The sequence below is a fragment of the Intestinibacillus massiliensis genome (genome assembly GCF_900155735.1).
Taxonomy (GTDB): Bacteria; Bacillota; Clostridia; order Oscillospirales; family Butyricicoccaceae; genus Intestinibacillus; species Intestinibacillus massiliensis.
Map to the genome: position 1 here is coordinate 90,335 of NZ_LT707059.1, position 20,064 is coordinate 110,398.

The following is a 20,064-nucleotide window of genomic DNA, read 5'->3' on the forward strand; positions in this document are numbered from 1 at the left end:
GCGGGCCTTTCCCTGCGTTGGTACCCTGCACAAAAAGGGGAAATTTCCATATAATAAATATGCGTGTATAGTATATGTTATGCGCAAGCAAATAACATCATGTGGAGGGTTATATGGAAAGCAAGGTGTACGGCTATGTCCGCGTTTCCAGTAAAGAGCAAAATGAAGACAGGCAGCTTGACGCGTTGCAGGAAAATGGGGTACCGCCGGAACAGGTGTATGTGGATAAGCAGAGCGGGAAGGATTTTGCGCGGCCTGGCTACCGGCGCCTGCTGTCCCGGCTGCGGCGGGGAGACCTGCTGATCATCAAGAGCATCGACCGCCTTGGGCGCAATTATCAGGAAATCATGGAACAGTGGCGGGTTATTACAAAGGAAAAGCACGCGGACATCCGCGTGCTGGACATGCCCCTGCTGGACACAACGCTGAGCCGCGACCTGCTCGGCACTTTTATTTCCGACCTTGTGCTGCAGCTTCTTTCATTCGTTGCGGAAAATGAGCGCAACAGCATCCGGCAGCGGCAGGCCGAAGGCATTGCGGCAGCGCGGGCGCGCGGCGTCAAATTCGGCAGGCCGCGCAAGGATTTGCCGGTCCCGTTCGATACGGTGGCGCAGCGCTGGCAGCATAAGGAACTGCATATCAATGAGGCCGTGGAAATGCTGGGTATCTGCAAGAGCACCTTTTTCCGGTTACTGCGGGAGCAGCGGACAGGTTTCCCGGCGACGGTCTACCCGCCCCCATCACAACAGCAGGAACGCGCATAGGACGGCGCGTCAGCTGTTGTATTTTTCAAACTCACGGCGCAGCTTTTCGACAGCTTTCTTCTCAATCCGACTGACATACGAGCGGGAGATCCCGCGCGCCTTGGCGATCTCGCGCTGTGTCAGCGGTTCGCTCCCATGCAGGCCGTAGCGCAGGGTAAGGATTTCTTTTTCCCGGTCGTCGAGGCAGCGGTCGATGAAGCGGTGCATTTGCGCGTAATGGTCGTTTTGTTCCACCTGAAGGAGCCCTTCGTCCTCGCAGCTGATAACGTCCATCAGCGCCAGTGAATTGCCGTCTGCGTCGGTGTCCAGCGCTTCGGACAGGGACACGTCTGAAGCGCTTTTTCGCGCTGCCCGGAAATGCATCAGGATTTCATTTTCGATGCAGCGTGCGGCGTATGTGGCGAGGCGCGTGCCCTTGTCGGGCTTATAGGTGCTGATCGCTTTGATCAGGCCGATCGTGCCGATGGAAATCAGGTCGTCCTGGTCGCAGGGCATGGCGTAGTATTTCTTAAACGGCTGAAACGAAAGGAGGAATTTTCCCGGTCAAAAACGACCCCATAGGGGCCGCCAAATTTCAGGTGGATGTCCAGATGTACTTCTTCGCGGGTAGAGCCTTTTTTGACCACGATGTGGTCTAAGATGGTGGTCACCAGCTCGGAATTGATGCCGTTCTCGAAGGATAGCTCCTGTTCGAGAGCGGTGCGGATTTGCTCCAGCTGCTCCACAGAGCGCTTGCCCTTTTGCTCTTCCGCTTTCAGAAGCTCCAGCCGCTCCTCCAACCCTCTAATCTGCTCGTTGAAGCCGTCGTTTCGGCACTTGAACTCCTCGATGGTAATAGCCTCCGCCATGCTCATCTCCAACAGACGGTCTTTTTTTGCGTGAATGGCGGACAAGTCCTCCTCGATCCGCAGAGTGTCCCGTCCATAGTCGTGCTCGTCGGGGACCGACTGGATCACCTTCACCACCGCATCCACGATAGCCTGTTTATTCTGGGCCAGTTGGTCGAAGATGTGCGCCATGATCTGGTTCAGCTCTGTGGTGCGGAGCTGGGGCGCGGAGCAGGCCGCCCGGCCCCGGTTGCGGTAGACCCGGCACTGCCAGACCTCTTTCTCTCCCTTGGCGCTTTTTAGCACCTGCCGGTGGTAGCTGGTGCCATGCTCCTCACAGATGATCTTACCGCTGTATGGATAACGGTTGTGAAATTCGGCGGCGCTCTGGTGGGACATCATCTGCTCGCTGCGCCGTTTGTAGAGTGCGTTGGCCCGGTCCCACAGTTCCTCGGACACGATGGCCGGGATGGAGGGGTCCGGGTACATGACCCACTCGCTCTCGTCCAGGAAGACCTTCCGTTTGCTGCGGTAGTCCACCGTCTGGGACTTGTTGGCGCAGTACCAGCCCTTGTACTTTGGGTTGCAGAGGATGTGCCGGATGGTCAGTACGTTGAAGGCGTTGCCCTTCCGGCTGGTGAACCCCTCATCGAATAATGTCTGCGAGATGCGCCGTATGCCCATCTGCTGGTTGGCGTAGAGGTCGAAGATGCGGCGAATCACTCGGGCCTCCTCCTCGTTGATGGTCAGTACGCAGTCTTTCTTATAATAGCCCCACAGCTTGTCGTTACCTAACACATGGCCATTTTTGATGGCCTGACGAAAGCCGAACTTCAGCCGCTCGGAGAGCTTGCGCACCTCATCCTGAGCCACGCCGGCCATGACCACCAGACGGAATTCGCTGTCTGAATCCAGGGTGTTAATGTTGTCGTTCTGGAACAAAACCCCCACGTCGTGTTCCAGCAGCTCCTGGGTGTACTGGATGCTGTCCAGGGTGGAACGGGAAAAGCGGGATATTTCTTTCGTGATGATGAAGTCAAAGCGTCCCGCTTTGGCGTCCGAGATCATCCGATTGAAACTATCCCGCTTTTTGGTACTTGTCCCGCTGATCCCCTCGTCGATATATCCCTCGACGTAGGTCCAGTTTGGCTTGCTCTGGATCAGCTCGGTATAATATTGTACCTGGTTTTCCAGGCTGTTGAGTTGTTCATCCTTATCTGTGGATACCCGCGCGTAGAATGTCACGCGCAATGGGAGGTCGAAGATGGACTTCCCGCTTCTCATCTCATTGCGTATTTTCAGTACATTCATGCCTGTTCGCCTCCTCTGTCAAGCACACAGGATACCGAAAAAGCTCCGGCAAGTCTATCACAGAATGCACCAAATCTTCCGCGTGAGAATAGGTGGATTTCGATATAAGGCCGAGGGAAAAAACGCGTCCCAGCAGGACGCTGACGACCTCTCTCTGTGCGCTCTCCAAAATTGCATCACCTCTTTTTCAAAGTATGAGGGTGGGAACACAAAAATGCCGGGCGGCCAAGCCGTCCGGCATAAAGATGTGGTATGATTATAGTATCAACGCGGAAAGGAGTGGTTTGATGAAAAAGCGATTGACGCCAGAGGAAAAGCAGAGACTGGTAGCCCGTTACCAGTCTGGTGAACCGGTCAAGTCCTTGTGTGCGGAGGTGGGTGCGTCCAATGAGTGGATTGGACAATACCGGGAAACCAGGACCCTGAGCGGTCAGGTGATGACGCCGCGGGAGTTTGAGTTTCTCCGGCGGCGGGTACAGAAGTTGGAAGAGATGCTTACGGTATTAAAAACAGCGGGTTGCACGGTGTCCGCACCCTTGCAGGAGAAGCTGAAGGAGCTGGAAAAGCTGTACGGGCAATTCAGCGTACACGTTTTGTGCGAGGCCATGGAGGTTTCCCGCGGTACCTTTTACAACTTCATGTTTCAAAGTAAGCCGGGAAATTCAGCCGCCGCCATGCGCCGTGAAGAGCTTCGGGTGCAGATTCGCGATGTTTACGAGGAAAACAGGCAATTGTTTGGCGCGGGTAAGATTCGGGCCATATTGGTGGAACGTGGTCAAAGGGTCAGTCAGAAGCTGGTGGCGGAACTGATGCGGGAGATGGGGCTTTCCAGTATCCGCGTCACCGCCAAGCGGGATTACGAGAGATTGCAGAGCTACGAGAAGAAAGCAAACATTTTAAAGCAGCAATTTCAAACGCAAGAGCCAAATCAGGTATGGGTCAGCGATGTGACTTGTTTTCGGCTGAAGGATCGATGGTTTTATATCTGTGTGATGATCGACTTGTTTTCCCGAAAAGTAGTCGCCTGTGGCATTTCGCAGAAAAACAGTACCCGGCTAATTACCACAACATTTAAACAAGCATTTGCGGAGCGAAGGCCAAAGAAGGGCCTGATTTTCCACAGCGACCAGGGGGCGCAGTATACCGCCTATGCTTTCCGCAAGCTCCTAAAGACGCTGGGGGTGACGCAATCATTTTCTAAACCGGGGACGCCCCATGACAACGTCGTGGCGGAAGCCTTTTTTGCGTCCTTCAAAAAAGAAGAGCTATACCGAACCAATTATCATTCAGAAGCGGAGTTTCGACGGCGGGTCCTCGACTACATGGATTTCTATAATAACGGTCGACCGCATAGAACGTTGCATTACAAAACTCCCAACCGGGTTGAACAGGACTTTCAACTACATGATTTAGAAAGTAGCCGGAGCTGAGGGTTCTAAAAACAGATTTTAATAGTTTCTTCTCTTAAAATGAGAGGAAGTGTCATCCGGACGTTCCGGAAACACGTGGACAAAAAAGACCGCCGAACCCTTGTGCAAGAAGGATTCAGCGGCGCAAAGAGAGATGGAGCACAAACCAGATTCCGGAGTTCTTGTTGCGAAAAAGAAGCTACGTCTAAACTTAAAAATGATTGCGCTTCATAGCACATACGGGTATAATAAAGTTGAAATAGGGAGAATACGGAAAAATCGGCCGAGTTCTTCCACCTATTGTGTTGCCATTCGGCAGTACGTTTTGCTATTACGAATAATATAAGTGGAATGATTCCACCACCCGCGGAGAAATTCTTGGACGGAGGATTGGTAATGGCGTTTCATGCGGAACTTTTGGAAAATATCCCACAGACGCGGTACCTGTCGGCGGAGCATTATATACAGTATCGATCCATTATGCGGATATTTTATCTGGAACACCAGCAGATGCACTACCAGATGGACAAAAATATGATCATCTCCCATCTCCGGGAAGAGGCAATCTTTGCCCAGTATACCCCCGAACAACTGAATGCCGATTTGGATCAGTTGGTAAGCTGGAAAAATCTCACACCCATTCAAGACCCGCATAAAGTCTACACCGTCGCCGACTTTAAAAACCGACAGTTCCAGTACATGATGACGCAGTCCGCTTTGGAAATAGAACGAATGACAATCACCTTGGAAAACCTCTTCACACGCACTGCCGGCCTCTCCTCCAGCGCGTTCCGCCGGATTCAGAGCGCTCTGCGTCAGGCAACTCATCTGGATGACATGTCATTGAAGGAAGTTAGCATATGGTGGCAGGATTTGCAGGAGGATTTTCAGCGTCTCAGTCAGAACTATCAGGATTATCTGCGTGAATTCTACAGTCCCAGTGCCGACCAACAGATGAAATCGACCGATTTTATCCTTTATAAGCAGCGGTTGATCCGCTATTTGGAGGAGTTCATTCAAGAGCTTCAAAGCAGTTCCGCACAAATCGGCGCACTGCTGGAAGCCATTTCCCCCGCGCAGGCGCAGCACATCCTTGCAGTGGTTCATAAGAGTCAATTGGAAATTCCCCGCCCCAACTCACGGCACACACCCAATTGGGAGGCAGAACTCAAGATGCAGGATGCGGGAGTGTGGCAGTCGCTGGTCGGATGGTTTTCAGGGGAAAACGCCACCGCCAGACAGGTCATGGAGGTCACAAACGAAGTCATCCGGCGGGTAGTGCAGAATGCGTCGCTTCTGGTACAGATGCAGAACATGGGCGTCAGCAACAAAGCGGAATTGCAGCATCTGCTGGGATTGTTTGCAAACTGCGAAACAATGGAGGAAGCACATCGGCTGTCAGCACTGGTATTTGGTGCCCAGAGCTGCCGACATTTTTACGTGAACGATGAAAAAAAGACGGAGCGAATTGACGTAAGTACGTATGAGGAAGAACCGCTGAAATATGCACTGGCGCCCAGAGTGCGCACCTATAAGCCTCGTATGGATCGGAGCGGATTTGCCGACAAGAGCGAGGAAAAAGCCGCCCAGCGTAAGCAAATTCTGGAAGAGGCACAGCGGCTTCGCAGGCAGCTCATGGGGTATATCCACAACGGTAAGCTGGAGTTCGCCGCGCTTTCAGAGCCTGTACCGCCCGAGGCGCGGACAGTCCTGCTCTCCTGGGTCGCAATGGCGAATCTGAGCCCGGATCGGTGTGGACGCACGGAATATGGACAGCGCTTTACACTGCAAAAGAGCGGCGATGAAACCTGTCAGATGCTTTGTACAGACGGGGTGCTGACGATGCCAAATTGCATCCTTCTCTTTGAGGAGACTGCCAATGTATGAGTTTCGCTATTTGCTGGATCGCTTTTGGGTCACACGAAATGAAAACAAAGAGCTTTATTTCAACGTGAAGCGCGCGCTACCCCAATATCGCAGATTTCTCAATGAGCAGCTTGGCTGGAACCTAGTGATCAACGAGTCCGTGGTCAAGCTGGAAAAAGTTCCGCCCAAGTCGATGCCCTGGATGGGCATCCAAGCGTTTCAAGATACGCTGGACTACTGCCTTCTATGCGCCCTGCTGCTGTATTTATCTGATTTGGATGATGGGGAGCAGTTCTTGCTCTCCTATTTGACAGAGGCAATCGAACATTTTATGACCCAATATCGTGCGGTTGACTGGACAAAGTTTCTCCATCGGAAAGCTCTGGTGCGGGTTCTTCGATATGCGCAGGAGATGGGGCTGCTCCTTGTGTATGACGGCAACAGCGACGGCTTTGGTAGCGACCAAAATCAGGAGGTGCTCTACGAAAACACAGGGCTGTCCAGGCATTTTACGGTTCATTTTGGGCGTGATATTCTGCATTGCCAATCCATTGCGGACTTCGAGGCCTTTTCCTGGGAGGGTGATGAGGCCGAACGGGGACGGCAGCGGATTCACCGCGTCTATCAGCAGCTTACCTTAGCCCCTGCATTTTACTGGTCGGAGGAGGAGCGGGGCGACTACGAGTACGTTAAGAATCAACGCGCATGGATCGCCCGAAACATGGGGGACGCGTTGAACGGAACTCTGGAGGTCTACAAAAACGGCGCCTTCTTTGTACTGGATGAAACACAGCGCTTTGGTATGGTGCATCCGCGGGATTTGGCGCTCTGCGACGCCGTGCTTTTGCTCTGCGCACAGCTTCGGGAATGCGTACGACAGGGTGAATTCTCCCGAGAGCCGGATGATACGGTTCCATTGACGCCGCGAGAGTTTCGCCAACAGGTCAGCCAATGCCGTGGGCGGTACGGAAACGGCCTGGGCCGCCGCCTGCGGGAGGTATCCGACGAAGCGCTGTGTCAGGAGCTGACGACCTATATGCGGGACTGGATGCTTTTGACTGAGCGCGGCGGTATGCTGTACCTCTGCCCCGCCGTGGCCAGATGGACCGGTAGCTTCCCTGCCAATTATCACGGAGAGATTGGAGATGAGTCGCTCGATGAACCGCTGGAGGATGCATAAACTGGGGTTCCTGAATTTCTGGCTGTACGACAGAGAGGAATTTATCCTGGACAGCGGACACCTTCTTCTGCGGGGGGATAATGCTTCCGGGAAATCCATTACAACTCAGAGCTTTATCCCGTTTTTGCTGGACGGGAACAAAAGTCCTGAACGTCTGGATCCGTTCGGTTCCCGCGACCGTAAGATGGACTATTATCTTCTGGGGGACGGAGAGCATGAAGAGTCCACGGGTTATTTGTACCTGGAATTCAAAAAAGAGGGATTGGATGAGTACAGCACCATCGGGGTCGGTATGCGCGCCCAGAAGGGGAAGAACATTGACTTCTGGGGATTTTGCCTGTGCGACGGCAGACGGATTCAAAAAGGCGGCGTGGAGTTGTACGAGACGCTGGGCAAGCAGCTTCTTCCTCTGAGCAAACAGAAGCTTAAAAACCTAATCAATGATGAAAATAACTGGGCCGAGAGTCCCAGTATTTATAAGCAGCTTGTGAATGACCGGATTTTCCGGTTTCGGGACGTTCGTCAGTACGAGCAGTTGATTCAACTACTTATCAAGGTACGCACGCCAAAGCTCTCCAAAGAGGCCTTTCGTCCCACGGCGGTAAAAGCCGTACTGAAGGATTCTCTGCGCGTGCTGACCGACGAAGATCTCTCCGCCATGGTTAGCACCATGGAGCGCATGGACGTTCTTGAGGATACGCTGCGGGATTATCAAACCGCGATGCGGGACGCGATGATCATTCGCAATGAGTATACCCGCTACAACCAGTATATGCTGGGCAAGAAGGGGCAGGCCTACCTGGAGGCGCTGGAAAAGACTGTGCGGTTAAGCAACCAGGTAAATACGGAGCAGGAAACCTTAACGGCGCAGGAGGCGGAGATTACGGCCTGCGTACAGGTCAAGGAAGAGGCTGCGTCCCGGCTCGCACAGGCAAAGGCACAAAAGGAGGCTCTGGGTGAGGATGATCTCACCATCCAGCAAGAACGTCTGAAACGCGAGGAGGAGGATCTCAGGCGTTATCAGGAGCAGCTGGACGAGGGGACGGCGCGTGTGCAGAAGCTGCAAGAACAGATATACAGCCGGGAAGTCAAGCTCCGGGAGCTGACGCGGGCGGTGGAGGACATGCGCGCGGCGCTGCGTTCGGCGTTACGGGGGCTGGAAGCGCAGAATGCCATTTTGGAACTGGGTCCGGAGCACACGGATTACAGTTCGCGCCTCAAGTCGGAGCAGAACACCGACTTTGAATGTGTACATACCGCGCTCCAGCGGCGGAAGAAACAAATTTCAGAAACGCTATCCACCTTACGAAAACTTGAGCAAGCGAATGAGGCATACGATGCCGCCTGTCAGGCATTGGATGAGGCCCGCACCGGGGAATCGGCAGCCCGCGTGACGCTGCGGGACGCGGAAACCCAAGAGCGGGAGGAGCGTGACCGCCTGATTGAGGGGATCGCACACCGTCAAATTCTGAATGAAGAGCTCCTATTCTCGGAGGGCGAGCTCTTGGCTCTGCGGCAGGCTATCGCAAGATATGCTTCTCCCGCCGATTGGAGCGCTATCCGGGAAAAGATCGATGGCTGCACCTACCAAAAACGCACCGCTCTTGAAACTGCAAAGCTGGGGTTACAATCCGAGTTAAACGCGCTTCAAAAGGAGTGTGACGCACTTCGGCGGACTCAGAATCAGCTGCTTAACAACCCGGACCCCGTTCCTCTTCGCAACTCACAGATCGAGGCTACGCGTATCCAGCTCACCATGCAGGGAATTCCCCACGCCGCATTTTATGAAACGGTGGATTTTTCTCCGGATCTGTCTCAGGAGGCACGCAATTTGCTGGAAGCACAGCTATCCGACGCCGGTTTATTGGACGCTCTCATCGTCCCGGAGACGGCGCTTGTGCAAATTCAGGGGCTTCTCCGCCAATATCCGGACAGGTTTCTGCTCCCCGGCCCCCCCTCAGACGATCCGATCGCAGGTCTCCAGCCGGATGGTGACTCCCACTACCAGGAGATGGCAGCCGCCTGTTTGAGCAGTATTTCTCAATCTGATTTGAACGCACATACCGCACTGCTGCCGGACGGGCGCTTCAAGTGCGGGATGATTAACGGTCACAGCCAAGCGGAGAAACCCGCCGGTTTTGTGGGCGCAGCGGCCCGCCGTGCAAACCGTGAGCGCCAATTACAGGCATTGGAACAGCAGCTGGCAGAAATGCAGGCAAAGCTGGACGAAAGGCATGCTGCTACGGTGGAATTGGAGCGGCGGCTGAACCTGCTGCGGGAGGAACGCGAGCACATGCCAACGGCCATCGACCTGGATCAGTCCCTGGAGATGCTCTCATCGGCCCGCAAAGCGTTGGTCGACGCAGAGGCCGCCGTACAAAAGTGCTCCAGCGCGGAGCAGACCGCAAAGCGCTTTGCCGCACAATTGGATCAGGAGTGCCGCACGCTGAGCCGCGGACTTCCATATGAAAGAGCCTCTGCGGCATACGAGGAGGCTCTGGACGCCGCAGAAGAATATCTGGTGCAGTTGACGGCTCTGTCGCAGACTGCCATGAAACTGGACTACTCTCGGCAGTCTCTGCTTGCATTGGAGGACAGCATTGCCGAACAGCGGGATCAGGCGGACGCACTACAAAAAACAAACCGCGGCACCAAATCGCAGATCGAACGCGCGGATGCCGCCATACAGGAGATACAAGCCGTTCTAGATGCGCCCGAGAACCGGGAACGTGCAAAGCGGCTGGCGGAGCTTTCCGACGAGATCGAGCGTCAGCAGGAACGAGAACACTCGGCCGACAAGCGGACCGCCGTACTGAGCAGTCAGATCCAGAGTTCCCGCGACCAGCTTCAGCTCCGCCGTCAGGCATTCACGCAGGCCGTCATGGATGAGCAGGATTATGAGACCTATTTCTCCGAAGATTTGTCTCTGGGCTTACTCCCGCTTGACCGTGAAGCCGGCCTTGCCGCATGCGCCCGGGAGGCGCAGAGCAAAATTCAGGCGTCTGACCGCGAGCGTACACAGATGCAAATTGAAGATTCTCTGCGGAACAACTATCAACAGCACAATAACTCTCTTTTAAGATATCAGCCCAAGATTGAACCTGTCTTTGAACCGCCGTCCCGGGAAACCATGCTGCGCCAGCGCCTGTGCATCACGCTTCAGCGGGATGGGAAGGAGCTCTCCCTGCAGGAGTTCATCGCTCGGCTGCAAATGGATGTCGACATGACCACAACGCTGCTGGAAGAAAAAGATCGGGAGCTTTTTGAGGATATTCTAACCGAGACCATCAGCCATAAGCTGAGTGCGCGCATCAATGAAAGTCAGCAGTGGGCACAAGCCATGACGGCGCTGATGGGTACGCTGAAAACCTCCATGGGCCTGGTGTTCAGTCTGGACTGGAAAGCAAAAAAGGCGGAGGAAGCAGCGGAGCTGGATACCGCGCAATTGGTTCAGCTTCTGAGCAAAGACAGAGCCCTCTTAACTCCAGAAGATAGCAAACGTGTCTCCACTCATTTCCGTACCAAAGTAAAGAAAGCCCGTCAAAACGCGGCAGAGCAGGAATTGCAGACAAATTACGCCGACCTGATCCGTGAAGTGCTGGACTATCGGGATTGGTATGAGTTTCTTTTGTTCTATCAGCGGGACAGCGAGGGGAAAAAGGAGCTAACCGACCGGGTCTTCAACAAATTCAGCGGCGGTGAAAAAGCGATGGCCATGTATGTGCCGCTGTTTGCGGCAGTCTCGGCTCAGTATCAAAAGGGCGGCGAGAGCTGCCCCATGCTCCTGGCGCTGGATGAGGCCTTTGCCGGAGTGGATGACAGAAATATCAGCGCCATGTTTGAGCTGGTTCATGTGCTGGACTTTGATTACATCATGAATTCTCAAGCGCTTTGGGGCTGCTATGCCGGGGTGAAAAGTCTCGACATTGCGGAGCTTCACCGTCCGTCCAACGCGCAGGTCGTCACGATCCTGCGCTATCACTGGGATGGAACCGAGCGGGTTCTTATGGAGAACGCCACATGAGCGGACAGATCAGCGAATGCGTTGCCTATTTTAAAAGTCGTCCGGGCTATCACCGCATTCTGGAGCAGATGTTAAAGAAATACAAAGCCTATGGCGGTCCCGTGGGGCAAGTCTCCATAGTCGATGCGACAGAGGAGGAGTGTGAGGCGGCGCAGGCCCTTTTCGGCAGGCCCTATGCCCCTCCTCTGCGTTTCAAGCTGCAGGCGTTCGACAATGCATTGCAGCAGACGAAATTCCAAGGCGTGACGTTGAAAAAGCTGTTGGAATCCTACTTCCATACAACAATACGGACAAAAAAAGAGATCCAACGTCAAGTCGAACTCGACTTTTCTGAGATGCTCACCCGCGTCTCGTCCGAAACGCAGAGCAGTGCCGGCCGTGATTGGCTCTCGCGCTTGGGTGATAAAAACGACGGTTACCAGCTCTTGCGAAAATCTATGGGTGATAGAACCGCAGAACCCGCGCTGCGTCAGGCATGCCGCGGTGTGGATTGGCTGGCGCTCCATCCAGGAGAAGTGGTTCGGCTGGCTGTGCTCAGCGCCCGTGCCACCTCGGACCCCCATGCACTGGACGGCGGCCGCCTTGCAGGAAAGCTTTTTCTGCACGCTCTGGCGGCTCTGGAAGGACGCGTGTTTTCGACCGTTGCAGAGGACCGGGATTCGCTGTATTATGAAGCTGGCATCCTCTGTGACAGCATCGCCAGCTCGGTGACCCAAGTCGGGTTGGTTTTATGCGATGAAAATGGTGAACACCCGGCCTTTCGCGCATTTCGTGAGCGGCATGAGAGCTGTACGCTAACACTTATGAATCTTGCCGCACTCTCATCTGGGCATAGCCCGTCCGGGCAGGCCTATCTGGTGGAAAACCAGATGGTATTCTCACAGCTCTGCGATCAGGCGAAGCGGTTTCACTCCCCTCTGATCTGCACCTCTGGTCAGCCGCAGGTGGCGGTATTGCGCCTTTTGGATCTTTTGGCGACGGCCGGAACACAGTTTTATTATTCCGGTGACTTTGACGGCGAAGGACTTTCCATTGCGGCACGGCTCATGACCCGCTATCCAAAGCTGCTGCGAACATGGCACATGGCGCCGGAGGACTATGCACGAACTTGCCCGGAGGTCAACTTACCGGACAGCCGTCTGCAGCCGCTGCGAACTCTGACGGATTTCCGGCTCACAGCCACAGCCGCTGCCATTTTGCATCAAAAGCGCGCCGGATATCAGGAATTGCTTCTGCCATCGCTGCTGGCGGATTTGACGGCAACTCCATAACCTGTAAAAATCTCGGTCAGTGACACCGCTGCCGTGCTACTTCCCAGAAGCCCATTGTCCGACAGCACAAGTTCATCCAAATCGCCCCGTATTGCTGCCTGCATTGCCTGTGTGAGCCCCGCCAACGGAAATGTCGAATCCGTCTGAAGGACGGAACATCCAAGGACAGTATTTCCCAAAGCCATTTGACGCTCCAACAAAAATTTAATGTCAATTTGGTGGCGGCCATACAGCCAAACGCGCCTGCGCCCATTTTTCCTCATATTGCATGCCTCCCCACGATAGCAATCCTATTATGCTACAGATAGCATACGGAAAAAGCCGACTTTTGGAATTTATCCAAAAGTCGGCTTTTTGGTGTGTCAGAGCGTCAACATCGCGGAATAGTGGTACTGCATTTCCCCTTGACAAATCCTGAATATCGCTTGTCCACTGGTCTTCCAGAAATTTTCTACTTTTGCTTTATCCCTAATCAAATCACGCAAAGCCGTATCAGTAAAGGCTTTGTGGGGTTTCTCTCCTTCCGCTTCATCCCTTCTTGACGATGTGCGCCACCAGCCGCAGGTTGTGTTCGATCAGCTCGGTGCGGGCGTGCTCCTCCCCGTCGGCCAGCCGCCGGAGGCAATCCTGTTCCTCATCCGCGGACAGCGGACGGGGGAAGGTGCCACCGGAGGCCTGGGTCCGTAAAATGAAAAAGACGGCGCTGGCCAGCAGCGCCGCTGTCGCGGTAAAAATCATGTAAATCCCGCCTTTCCCGGATAGACTGTGTTACATCCTATGCGTTTCAGGGGGTGCAGTTGCAAGTCCGGCGGGAAGATGCTGGATGTAATTTACAGAACTGTGTAAAAACAAGCCGCTTTTGTGAATTTGTAACTATGCCGTAACTGACGGGTGGTATAGTATTAATATAAGACAAGGATTGATGAAGGCGGAGGTGGAGGATTATGTCATTAGCCCAGAAGAAAACCGTTGCCGAAGGGATGAAAACAATACAGATTTGTGTGGATGCCTATAAGGGCCGGGAAATGTCAGGGTTCGTGTACCATCAGACGATCGCGGGTGGCAGGCGTTTCGATAACCTGATGCAGCTCCTGCTGACGGTCGAACATATTTTAGAGGATATGGACTTCCCGCGCGCAATGAACGAGCGCCGCTCATTCAGCAAAAGTGCAGCGGTATTGTCCCAGGAAAACGCGGGGGACGAGCCCCGCACCGGCCGTCTGGCAACCTTTTTTGTACGCATGATGTTCCGGCAGAACGCCAGTTGGCAGGGGATGGTTACCTGGAGCGAGGGGGCGAGCGAAGAAACGTTCCGCAGTGCCTTGGAGCTTATATTCCTGATGGACAGCGCGCTAACTGCGGGAAAAGAGTGACCTAAGCCGTAGTGGCAGGCCGCACAGGGAGGGGTTTCATGAAGCGGGAACGTATTCGCAAGGTGCTGCTGATCCTTTTGCTGCTTATATTCATTGGCAGCGCAGCGATCCTTGCAGGTTATATTAAGCAGTATATGGACGCCCGTGCCCGGAATGACCAGGCGCAGGCCTTTGTGCATATGCAGACGGAGCCACAGGCGGACGAACCGGAGCAGACGGAAGCAGACGTCCCGGCTGCGCCGCCGGTACCGCCGGAAGTGGATTTTGCATCGCTGCAAAAGATCAACAGCGATATTTGTGCGTGGCTGTGGATGCCGGGCACGCAAATTACATATCCGATCCTGCATGGCAGCAACAACGAACGGTATTTGGACACGGCGTTTAACGGAGAACACAGCGTGTCCGGCAGCATCTTTATGGATGCGCGCAACAACGGGGATTTCAGCGATGAAAATACCATCATTTACGGCCACAACATGAAGGATCATTCGATGTTTGGCACGCTGAAAAAATACCGCGACCAGGCATTTGCGGATGGGCATCGGCTCGTATATATCATTACGCCGGAAAAGACGCTGGTTTACCGCGTATTCGCCGTATATGATACGCAGGCCGTGGATCAATGCTATACCCGCAGCTTTGACGGCGCACAGGCGCGCACGGCGGAGATCGAGCGGGCGGCAAGGCGTTCCAACATCACGCCGGAAGTCGAACCCGCGCAGGTGGAACGGTACATCACATTATCGACCTGTACGGTCAGCGATGCAAATCGCTTGGTGTTGCAGGCGTATTTCTTGGAAGAGCAGGAATAGGAAAAGCCCGGTATCTGTATACCGGGCTTTTTATTATGGTTTTGGATGAGGGTAATAAAAAAGGACTTGGAAAACTCCAAATCCTTTTTGGTGCAGATGGAGGGACTTGAACCCTCACGTCCTTGCGAACACTAGCACCTGAAGCTAGCGCGTCTGCCATTCCGCCACATCTGCATATTACATTTTTAAGTTTGAGTGGTGCGAGTGACGGGACTTGAACCCGTACGTCGATTGACACACGCCCCTCAAACGTGCCTGTCTACCAGTTCCAGCACACTCGCATATACACTTCTTTTTGCCGCTTCACTGTCAGCGACAATATGTATTATATCTAATGCCCCTTAATTTGTCAACGATTTTCCGCAAATTTTTCAAGGATTTTTCCATCTATGCGGAATTGATCGAATCGCACAAAAATCAAATACGGATTTAGTGTAGTTTTAAACATCTTGAAGTGTTGACAAATCAGGAATAGGAATGTATACTAAAAACGTAAACAAGAGACGGAGGGAACGCAAATGAGAATCACACATGAAGCGGATTACGCCATTCGTGTGATGTATTGTCTGGCTGCTGCGGGCGAGCGCCTCAGCGCAAAGGATATTGCGGAGCAAACGGGCGTGACCTTGCGGTTTTCTTTAAAAATCCTGCGCAAGCTCATTCAAGATGACCTGATTAAATCATTCAAAGGCGTCAGCGGCGGTTATATCCTTAACCACCCGGCAAACGAGATCAGCCTCGGCCAGATTATCGAATGTATCGACGGCCCGATTATGATTAACCATTGCCTGAGCAACGAATTTGATTGCAGCAGGGTGACTCGCAAAAGCGAGTGCGACTTTCACAAGGTGTTTGGTTCGATCAATGCACACCTCCGCAAGGAGCTGTATAGTGTAACGCTCGACCAGTTTACCTGATACATGAAAAGAATTGATCCAAAAACTTAATTACACAGGAGGAAAATGTTATGAAGAAGTTTGTATGCTCGATCTGCGGTTATGTTCACGAGGGCGATTCCGCCCCGGCTGAGTGCCCGGTTTGCCACGCCCCGGCGGATAAGTTCACCGAGCAGTCTGGCGAGCGCGTCTGGGCGGACGAGCACAAGGTTGGCGTAGCCCAGGGTGTCGACGAGGAGATCATCAAGGGCCTGCGCATGAACTTTGAGGGCGAGTGCACCGAGGTTGGCATGTATCTGGCGATGAGCCGCGTTGCAATGCGCGAGGGCTATCCGGAGATCGGCATGTACTACAAGCAGGCTGCTTTTGAAGAGGCTGAGCACGCTGCCAAGTTCGCGGAGTTGCTGGGCGAGGTCGTCACCGATTCCACCAAGAAGAACCTCGAGCTGCGTGTCGATGCGGAATGCGGCGCAACCGCTGGTAAGAAGGAGCTCGCTGCCCTGGCAAAGAAGCTGAACCTCGATGCGATCCATGATACCGTTCATGAGATGGCAAAGGACGAAGCGAGACATGGCAAGGCTTTCGAGGGCCTGCTGAACCGTTACTTCGGCTAATTCCATCCTATCATAGTATTAAAAAGGGGAACCGGAAATCCGGTTCCCCTTTTTCGCATACCGTTACGGGCTGCACCCGGCTCGGAGTTGGAAAGGCCCGCGGTTTGCCCATTCCTGCGCCCGATGCAGCAAGGGAAGGCGGCGCCCTCATGGGCGCCGCTTTTTTTAATCCGTAGCCGAGGCGGATTCACAATGCCTGTCGCCAGATGCGATATTTTCCGTTTCATAAAATTCGTCCGCCGTCTGTTCCAGCGCCTGATAAAACTCACGGCTTGCGGCTTCATCCGGCTTTGTCAGCAGGCTGACGGCCACCATGCTCACGGTCGAGCCCAACATACCGATTGCACCGTACCAGGTGCCGCCGATATCCCATACAAAATAGGTGGCGAGCACAAGCGCCGTCCCCAGCACCGCGGAAACGATGGCCGCCTGTTTGGTCGCGCGTTTCCAGTAGATGGCGAACACCAGGATGGGGAAGAGGGGCATGACGATTGCAATGGCAAACATAATGAGCGTATAGATGAGCTGCGGCGGCCGCAGGGCGAGCAGCACGCTGATCCCGCCGATGACGGCGATTGTGATACGGATCACCAGCATCTTTTTCTTTTCCGACAGTTCAATGCCCAGGGTGTGGTGGATGATGTCTTCATACACGATGGAACTGGACACGAGCAGGAAGGAATCCGCAGTGGAAATGCCGACCGCGCTCGCGCCGATGAAGAACGCCAGCATCAGGAATACGGCAAGCTGCGGGTTGATATTCTGGATGACGTTATTGATCATATAGGGGATAATCAGCTCGGTATCGCCCTGGGCAAGCCCCGGCAGCAGGGCGATACCCACAAGGCCGATCACCATGGTGCCCGTCCACACGAACGCTTGCAAGACCGGCGTGAGCACCATCAGCTTACGCTGGGTGCGTAAGTCCTTGCCGGAATACCCGGAGCGCACGAATACATGCGGCAGCATAATCGTCCAGCCGATCGCACAGGACAGCGGATACCCCAGCCTAGAGCCGTAAGGCACCCAGCCGTCCGGCCCCGGATAGGAGAACCAGGCGTTCGTATTTTCCCATATGGAGGACACCGCGCGGGAGAGCGAGCCGCCGAAGCCGATCAGCAGGCAGGCCGCCGCGATGACCCACAGCAGGGAAATGAACAGCAGCCCCTGGATCGTATCGGTCGTGGCGACCGATTTCATGCCGCCGATCATCACGTACAGGATAATGACGATGCCGACAATACAGATCACCGCGCGGTAGTCCATCGCGCCGCCTGTCGCGACCCCGGCCGCCTGCCCGATCGAGACCAGCACGGAGGCGATATAGGGGAAGGAGGACACCAGGAAAATGAGAGACAGGATGACGCGCAGCAGCGGGCTTTTGAAGCGGTCGTCATAAAAATCCGCGGGCGTGGTATAGCCGCGGGCATGGTTCAAAAGCCAGACCTTGTTCATGGTAAAGTGCGCCACGACCGGGAACAGGACGATATAGCTCAGTTCGGAAACCCAGTATCCCAGCCCGCCACGGTAATAGCCGCCTGGACCCGCGAAAAAGACCCAGGTGCTCATGAGCGAGGCGAGGTAGGTCATGACGAGCAGCGGCCACGGGATGGAGCCGCCGGCGGTTAAGAAGCCGCGTGCGCTGCGGTTTTTTTCTTTTATGTGTTCATAGCCGGCCACCACGAGCAGGAAGAGCAGGTAGGCCGCGAACGCGATCCAAATAGCGCTTTGATGTAACAAAATATGCCCCTCCTACTTCTTCTTTTTGAGCTTGTACCGGCGCAGCACCTTGAACAGCCCGGCATAGACGCAAATCCACAGGGGTAGGACGGTCAGCAGCGCGTGCACCAGAAGGCCGCGCGCATCGCCGTAGGCGGGCACGCCGGGCAGGTTATAGAGTGCGAAAAAGAGGACGGTCAGCCCGAGCCAGATTTTTTCCGTCTTTGTTACTTTCACAGGTACCGCCCCCTTACGATGTTTCGCGGCCGGTGCCGACGACCTCGCGCAGCCCCTGCGCAAGCGCGGCATCAATCGCCTGGGCACGCTCCTGCGGCAGTTCCAGCCGTTCCGGGTCGGCCATGATTTCTTGATACCGCGCGCGGACGCGGTCTTCCATGGTGGGGCAGCCCTGTTCCTGCCAGACCGGCACGCCGACGCGGCTGAACAGCGCGGGGCGCGTCGTCTCGGCGTAATGGCGCAGGGTGTGGTCCGTCATGATAAAGCCGTCTGCAATCTCCTCCGGGTCGCCGGAAAGTTCTTCCCAGTCCAGGGTTTCGTCGTCGACCGTCAGGCCGCGGCGCAGGCGCTGCACCATGCCGAAGATCTCGTCGTCTGTAATCAGCGCGAGCGGGGACAGCGTTTTGGCGGTTTCCAGCTGCCCTGCGCCGCCCAGCACCGAAGCGCCGGAAAGCGCCAGCATATGCGCCAGGGAGGTGCGCTCGATCAGGTTTTGCCCGTCCAATGTCAGGCTGTCCGTGCCCGTGGCGTAGGTGTGCGCCGGGATGCCGTAGCCCTGCTCAAAGAACTGCATGCACAGCAGGCGGCCGAGCGTGGTCTCGGGCGCGGACTGCAGGGTGTAGGTGGTCATCATGTCCATGGAAAACGGCAGCGGCGTGGCAATCACGGGCAGGCCGGGGTGCAGCAGCTCGAGCATGGCGATCTGCGCAAGCACTTCGGCGCAGCATACGAGCGCGGTGCCCTGCGCGGTGACGGGCGTGTTTGCGCCCGCGGTCGGCAGGGAACAGGGCTGCACCGGCAGGCCGGCTTCCGCGCAGCGGTAGATGATCTCCGCGTCCATGTGCTTAAAGGTAAGCAGCGGCACGCTGCAGGAGATGAAGCTGACGATCGGTTTTTCCCGCAGCTTGTCCGCCCCGCCCGCGGCCGCGGCGGCAAGCGTGATCAGGCTGCGCACGTTTTTGGCTTCGTAGGGCTGTACCCAGATGTGTTTTTTGGAAAATTTGAGGGCGCGTTCGAGGGTGCACAGGTCGACCGCCTCGGGCGGCACCTCGTCGCCGGAGACCGAGGGGAGCGCGCAGAAATCAATATTGGGGAGCGCGTTGATCAGCGTGAACCACGCGTCGGCCTCGTGCAGCCGGATCGCATGCGTATCCCCGTCCACCGTGCGAAAATTGGGCGCGCCGGTATTGGTGCGGGTATAAAAACCGCCGTCCGGCCGGGGGAACGGCAGGTCGTATTCCCCGGAAGGGGAGTATAGTGTAAACTGCCGCGGGACTTCGGCGACCGCGCGGCGCAGCACCTCGCGGGGGATGCGGACGCGGTTGCCGTCCACCAGGCAGCCGCGTTCGGCGAGTACGGCGCACAAAAGCTTATGGTCAATGGTAAAACCGCGCGTAGCGAGCAATTCTTCCGCGCGGTTTTTCATATGTTCCAGGGCGTCTGTACCCATTACAGCCGCATTTAACATTTTTTTCATCCTTCCTGAGACGGTAACAGTCTTTCCCCGCTATCATATACCATAAACTTGTCATATGTCAAGACAGGCGGGGCGAAATCAGGCCGTTTCCGAAAAACGTCCTGAAACCCGCAATCATGGCGCTGTACCCGTATAGCAGCGGGATGATACATTTTTGTTTTTGCAGTTGTGTTCTGCGGCGGGATCAGGTAAAATAAGTATAACATTCCAGATACATCGTCTTGTATGGGGACAGATGTCCGGGTTGTTACATAAGCCCCATACCAATAACGGCGTGTAACCAG

At 55.0% G+C, this 20,064-nt stretch carries 16 protein-coding genes and 2 tRNA genes; 10 read left to right on the plus strand and 8 right to left on the minus strand.

Translation table 11 applies throughout. The features are described 5' to 3' along the window. The first annotated feature begins 113 nt into the window (after positions 1–113). Positions 114–764, plus strand: a complete 651-nt coding sequence (locus tag CZ203_RS08365; protein WP_087065664.1) for a recombinase family protein — start codon at positions 114–116, stop codon at positions 762–764. Between the two features lie 9 nt (positions 765–773). Here CZ203_RS08365 and CZ203_RS08370 read toward each other — a convergent pair whose 3' ends face one another. Then, complete coding sequence (locus CZ203_RS08370) at positions 774–1,259, minus strand: sigma-70 family RNA polymerase sigma factor (protein WP_087065665.1); 486 nt, start codon at positions 1,257–1,259, stop codon at positions 774–776. Further along, positions 1,235–2,902, minus strand: coding sequence for a recombinase family protein (locus CZ203_RS08375; RefSeq protein ID WP_087065666.1), 1,668 nt, complete (start codon positions 2,900–2,902; stop codon positions 1,235–1,237). Before CZ203_RS08375 ends, CZ203_RS08370 begins: the two co-directional genes overlap by 25 nt. A 287-nt stretch (positions 2,903–3,189) precedes the next feature. Between CZ203_RS08375 and CZ203_RS08385 the strand changes: the two genes are divergently transcribed. From CZ203_RS08385 to CZ203_RS08405, 5 genes are all read left to right on the plus strand, one after another. Beyond that, entirely contained in the window at positions 3,190–4,332 is a 1,143-nt protein-coding gene (locus tag CZ203_RS08385) for an IS3 family transposase (RefSeq protein WP_143436180.1), read from the plus strand. Positions 4,333–4,707: 375 nt separating this feature from the next. Then, positions 4,708–6,198: a TIGR02677 family protein gene (locus CZ203_RS08390; protein WP_159456433.1), complete on the plus strand. Its 1,491-nt coding sequence runs from the start codon at positions 4,708–4,710 to the stop codon at positions 6,196–6,198. Beyond that, the gene (locus CZ203_RS08395) at positions 6,191–7,357 is read left to right on the plus strand and encodes a TIGR02678 family protein (protein WP_087065669.1); all 1,167 of its coding nucleotides are present in this window, start codon (positions 6,191–6,193) and stop codon (positions 7,355–7,357) included. The genes CZ203_RS08390 and CZ203_RS08395 overlap by 8 nt, the downstream gene beginning before the upstream one ends. Beyond that, positions 7,323–11,381, plus strand: a complete 4,059-nt coding sequence (locus tag CZ203_RS08400; protein ID WP_087065670.1) for a TIGR02680 family protein — start codon at positions 7,323–7,325, stop codon at positions 11,379–11,381. Before CZ203_RS08395 ends, CZ203_RS08400 begins: the two co-directional genes overlap by 35 nt. Next, positions 11,378–12,652: a TIGR02679 family protein gene (locus CZ203_RS08405; RefSeq protein WP_087065671.1), complete on the plus strand. Its 1,275-nt coding sequence runs from the start codon at positions 11,378–11,380 to the stop codon at positions 12,650–12,652. Before CZ203_RS08400 ends, CZ203_RS08405 begins: the two co-directional genes overlap by 4 nt. Before the next feature lie 528 nt (positions 12,653–13,180). Here the strand turns inward: CZ203_RS08405 and CZ203_RS14930 are convergent. Beyond that, positions 13,181–13,390: a sporulation sigma factor SigK gene (locus CZ203_RS14930; RefSeq protein WP_200809461.1), complete on the minus strand. Its 210-nt coding sequence runs from the start codon at positions 13,388–13,390 to the stop codon at positions 13,181–13,183. Positions 13,391–13,596: 206 nt separating this feature from the next. Between CZ203_RS14930 and CZ203_RS08415 the strand changes: the two genes are divergently transcribed. After that, on the plus strand, positions 13,597–14,025 hold the full coding sequence (locus CZ203_RS08415) for a hypothetical protein (protein ID WP_087065672.1): 429 nt from the start codon (positions 13,597–13,599) through the stop codon (positions 14,023–14,025). Positions 14,026–14,063: 38 nt separating this feature from the next. Next, complete coding sequence (srtB, locus tag CZ203_RS08420; RefSeq protein WP_087065673.1) at positions 14,064–14,837, plus strand: class B sortase; 774 nt, start codon at positions 14,064–14,066, stop codon at positions 14,835–14,837. A gap of 88 nt (positions 14,838–14,925) precedes the next feature. On the opposite strand, the gene CZ203_RS08425 is transcribed toward srtB, so the two are convergent. Together CZ203_RS08425 and CZ203_RS08430 are read right to left on the minus strand one after the other, a co-directional pair. Continuing rightward, positions 14,926–15,011 (minus strand) — tRNA-Leu (locus CZ203_RS08425). A gap of 22 nt (positions 15,012–15,033) precedes the next feature. Continuing rightward, a tRNA-Leu gene (locus CZ203_RS08430) sits at positions 15,034–15,118 on the minus strand. A 237-nt stretch (positions 15,119–15,355) separates the two neighbouring features. Between CZ203_RS08430 and CZ203_RS08435 the strand changes: the two genes are divergently transcribed. Both CZ203_RS08435 and CZ203_RS08440 read left to right on the plus strand, forming a co-directional pair. Beyond that, on the plus strand, positions 15,356–15,754 hold the full coding sequence (locus CZ203_RS08435) for an RrF2 family transcriptional regulator (protein WP_087065674.1): 399 nt from the start codon (positions 15,356–15,358) through the stop codon (positions 15,752–15,754). A gap of 50 nt (positions 15,755–15,804) precedes the next feature. Further along, positions 15,805–16,347: an NADH peroxidase gene (locus CZ203_RS08440; RefSeq protein ID WP_087065675.1), complete on the plus strand. Its 543-nt coding sequence runs from the start codon at positions 15,805–15,807 to the stop codon at positions 16,345–16,347. Positions 16,348–16,512: 165 nt separating this feature from the next. Here the strand turns inward: CZ203_RS08440 and CZ203_RS08445 are convergent, their stop codons facing one another. Genes CZ203_RS08445 through CZ203_RS08455 form a run of 3 tightly spaced genes read right to left on the minus strand, consistent with a single transcriptional unit; the run spans position 16,513 to position 19,771 of the window. Then, complete coding sequence (locus CZ203_RS08445; RefSeq protein ID WP_087065676.1) at positions 16,513–18,087, minus strand: sodium:solute symporter family protein; 1,575 nt, start codon at positions 18,085–18,087, stop codon at positions 16,513–16,515. 12 nt (positions 18,088–18,099) lie between these two features. After that, entirely contained in the window at positions 18,100–18,303 is a 204-nt protein-coding gene (locus CZ203_RS08450) for a hypothetical protein (protein ID WP_087065677.1), read from the minus strand. 13 nt (positions 18,304–18,316) lie between these two features. Then, entirely contained in the window at positions 18,317–19,771 is a 1,455-nt protein-coding gene (locus CZ203_RS08455) for a trimethylamine methyltransferase family protein (protein ID WP_207651265.1), read from the minus strand. Positions 19,772–20,064 lie beyond the last annotated feature (293 nt).

Bases quoted from the DNA above. Each gene is read 5' to 3' on its own strand.
- CZ203_RS08365 (WP_087065664.1), top strand. From the start codon at position 114: ATGGAAAGCAAGGTGTACGGCTATGTCCGCGTTTCCAGTAAAGAGCAA.
- CZ203_RS08370 (WP_087065665.1), bottom strand. From the start codon at position 1,259: ATGCCCTGCGACCAGGACGACCTGATTTCCATCGGCACGATCGGCCTG.
- CZ203_RS08375 (WP_087065666.1), bottom strand. From the start codon at position 2,902: ATGAATGTACTGAAAATACGCAATGAGATGAGAAGCGGGAAGTCCATC.
- CZ203_RS08385 (WP_143436180.1), top strand. From the start codon at position 3,190: ATGAAAAAGCGATTGACGCCAGAGGAAAAGCAGAGACTGGTAGCCCGT.
- CZ203_RS08390 (WP_159456433.1), top strand. From the start codon at position 4,708: ATGGCGTTTCATGCGGAACTTTTGGAAAATATCCCACAGACGCGGTAC.
- CZ203_RS08395 (WP_087065669.1), top strand. From the start codon at position 6,191: ATGTATGAGTTTCGCTATTTGCTGGATCGCTTTTGGGTCACACGAAAT.
- CZ203_RS08400 (WP_087065670.1), top strand. From the start codon at position 7,323: ATGAGTCGCTCGATGAACCGCTGGAGGATGCATAAACTGGGGTTCCTG.
- CZ203_RS08405 (WP_087065671.1), top strand. From the start codon at position 11,378: ATGAGCGGACAGATCAGCGAATGCGTTGCCTATTTTAAAAGTCGTCCG.
- CZ203_RS14930 (WP_200809461.1), bottom strand. From the start codon at position 13,390: ATGATTTTTACCGCGACAGCGGCGCTGCTGGCCAGCGCCGTCTTTTTC.
- CZ203_RS08415 (WP_087065672.1), top strand. From the start codon at position 13,597: ATGTCATTAGCCCAGAAGAAAACCGTTGCCGAAGGGATGAAAACAATA.
- srtB (WP_087065673.1), top strand. From the start codon at position 14,064: ATGAAGCGGGAACGTATTCGCAAGGTGCTGCTGATCCTTTTGCTGCTT.
- CZ203_RS08435 (WP_087065674.1), top strand. From the start codon at position 15,356: ATGAGAATCACACATGAAGCGGATTACGCCATTCGTGTGATGTATTGT.
- CZ203_RS08440 (WP_087065675.1), top strand. From the start codon at position 15,805: ATGAAGAAGTTTGTATGCTCGATCTGCGGTTATGTTCACGAGGGCGAT.
- CZ203_RS08455 (WP_207651265.1), bottom strand. From the start codon at position 19,771: ATGTTAAATGCGGCTGTAATGGGTACAGACGCCCTGGAACATATGAAA.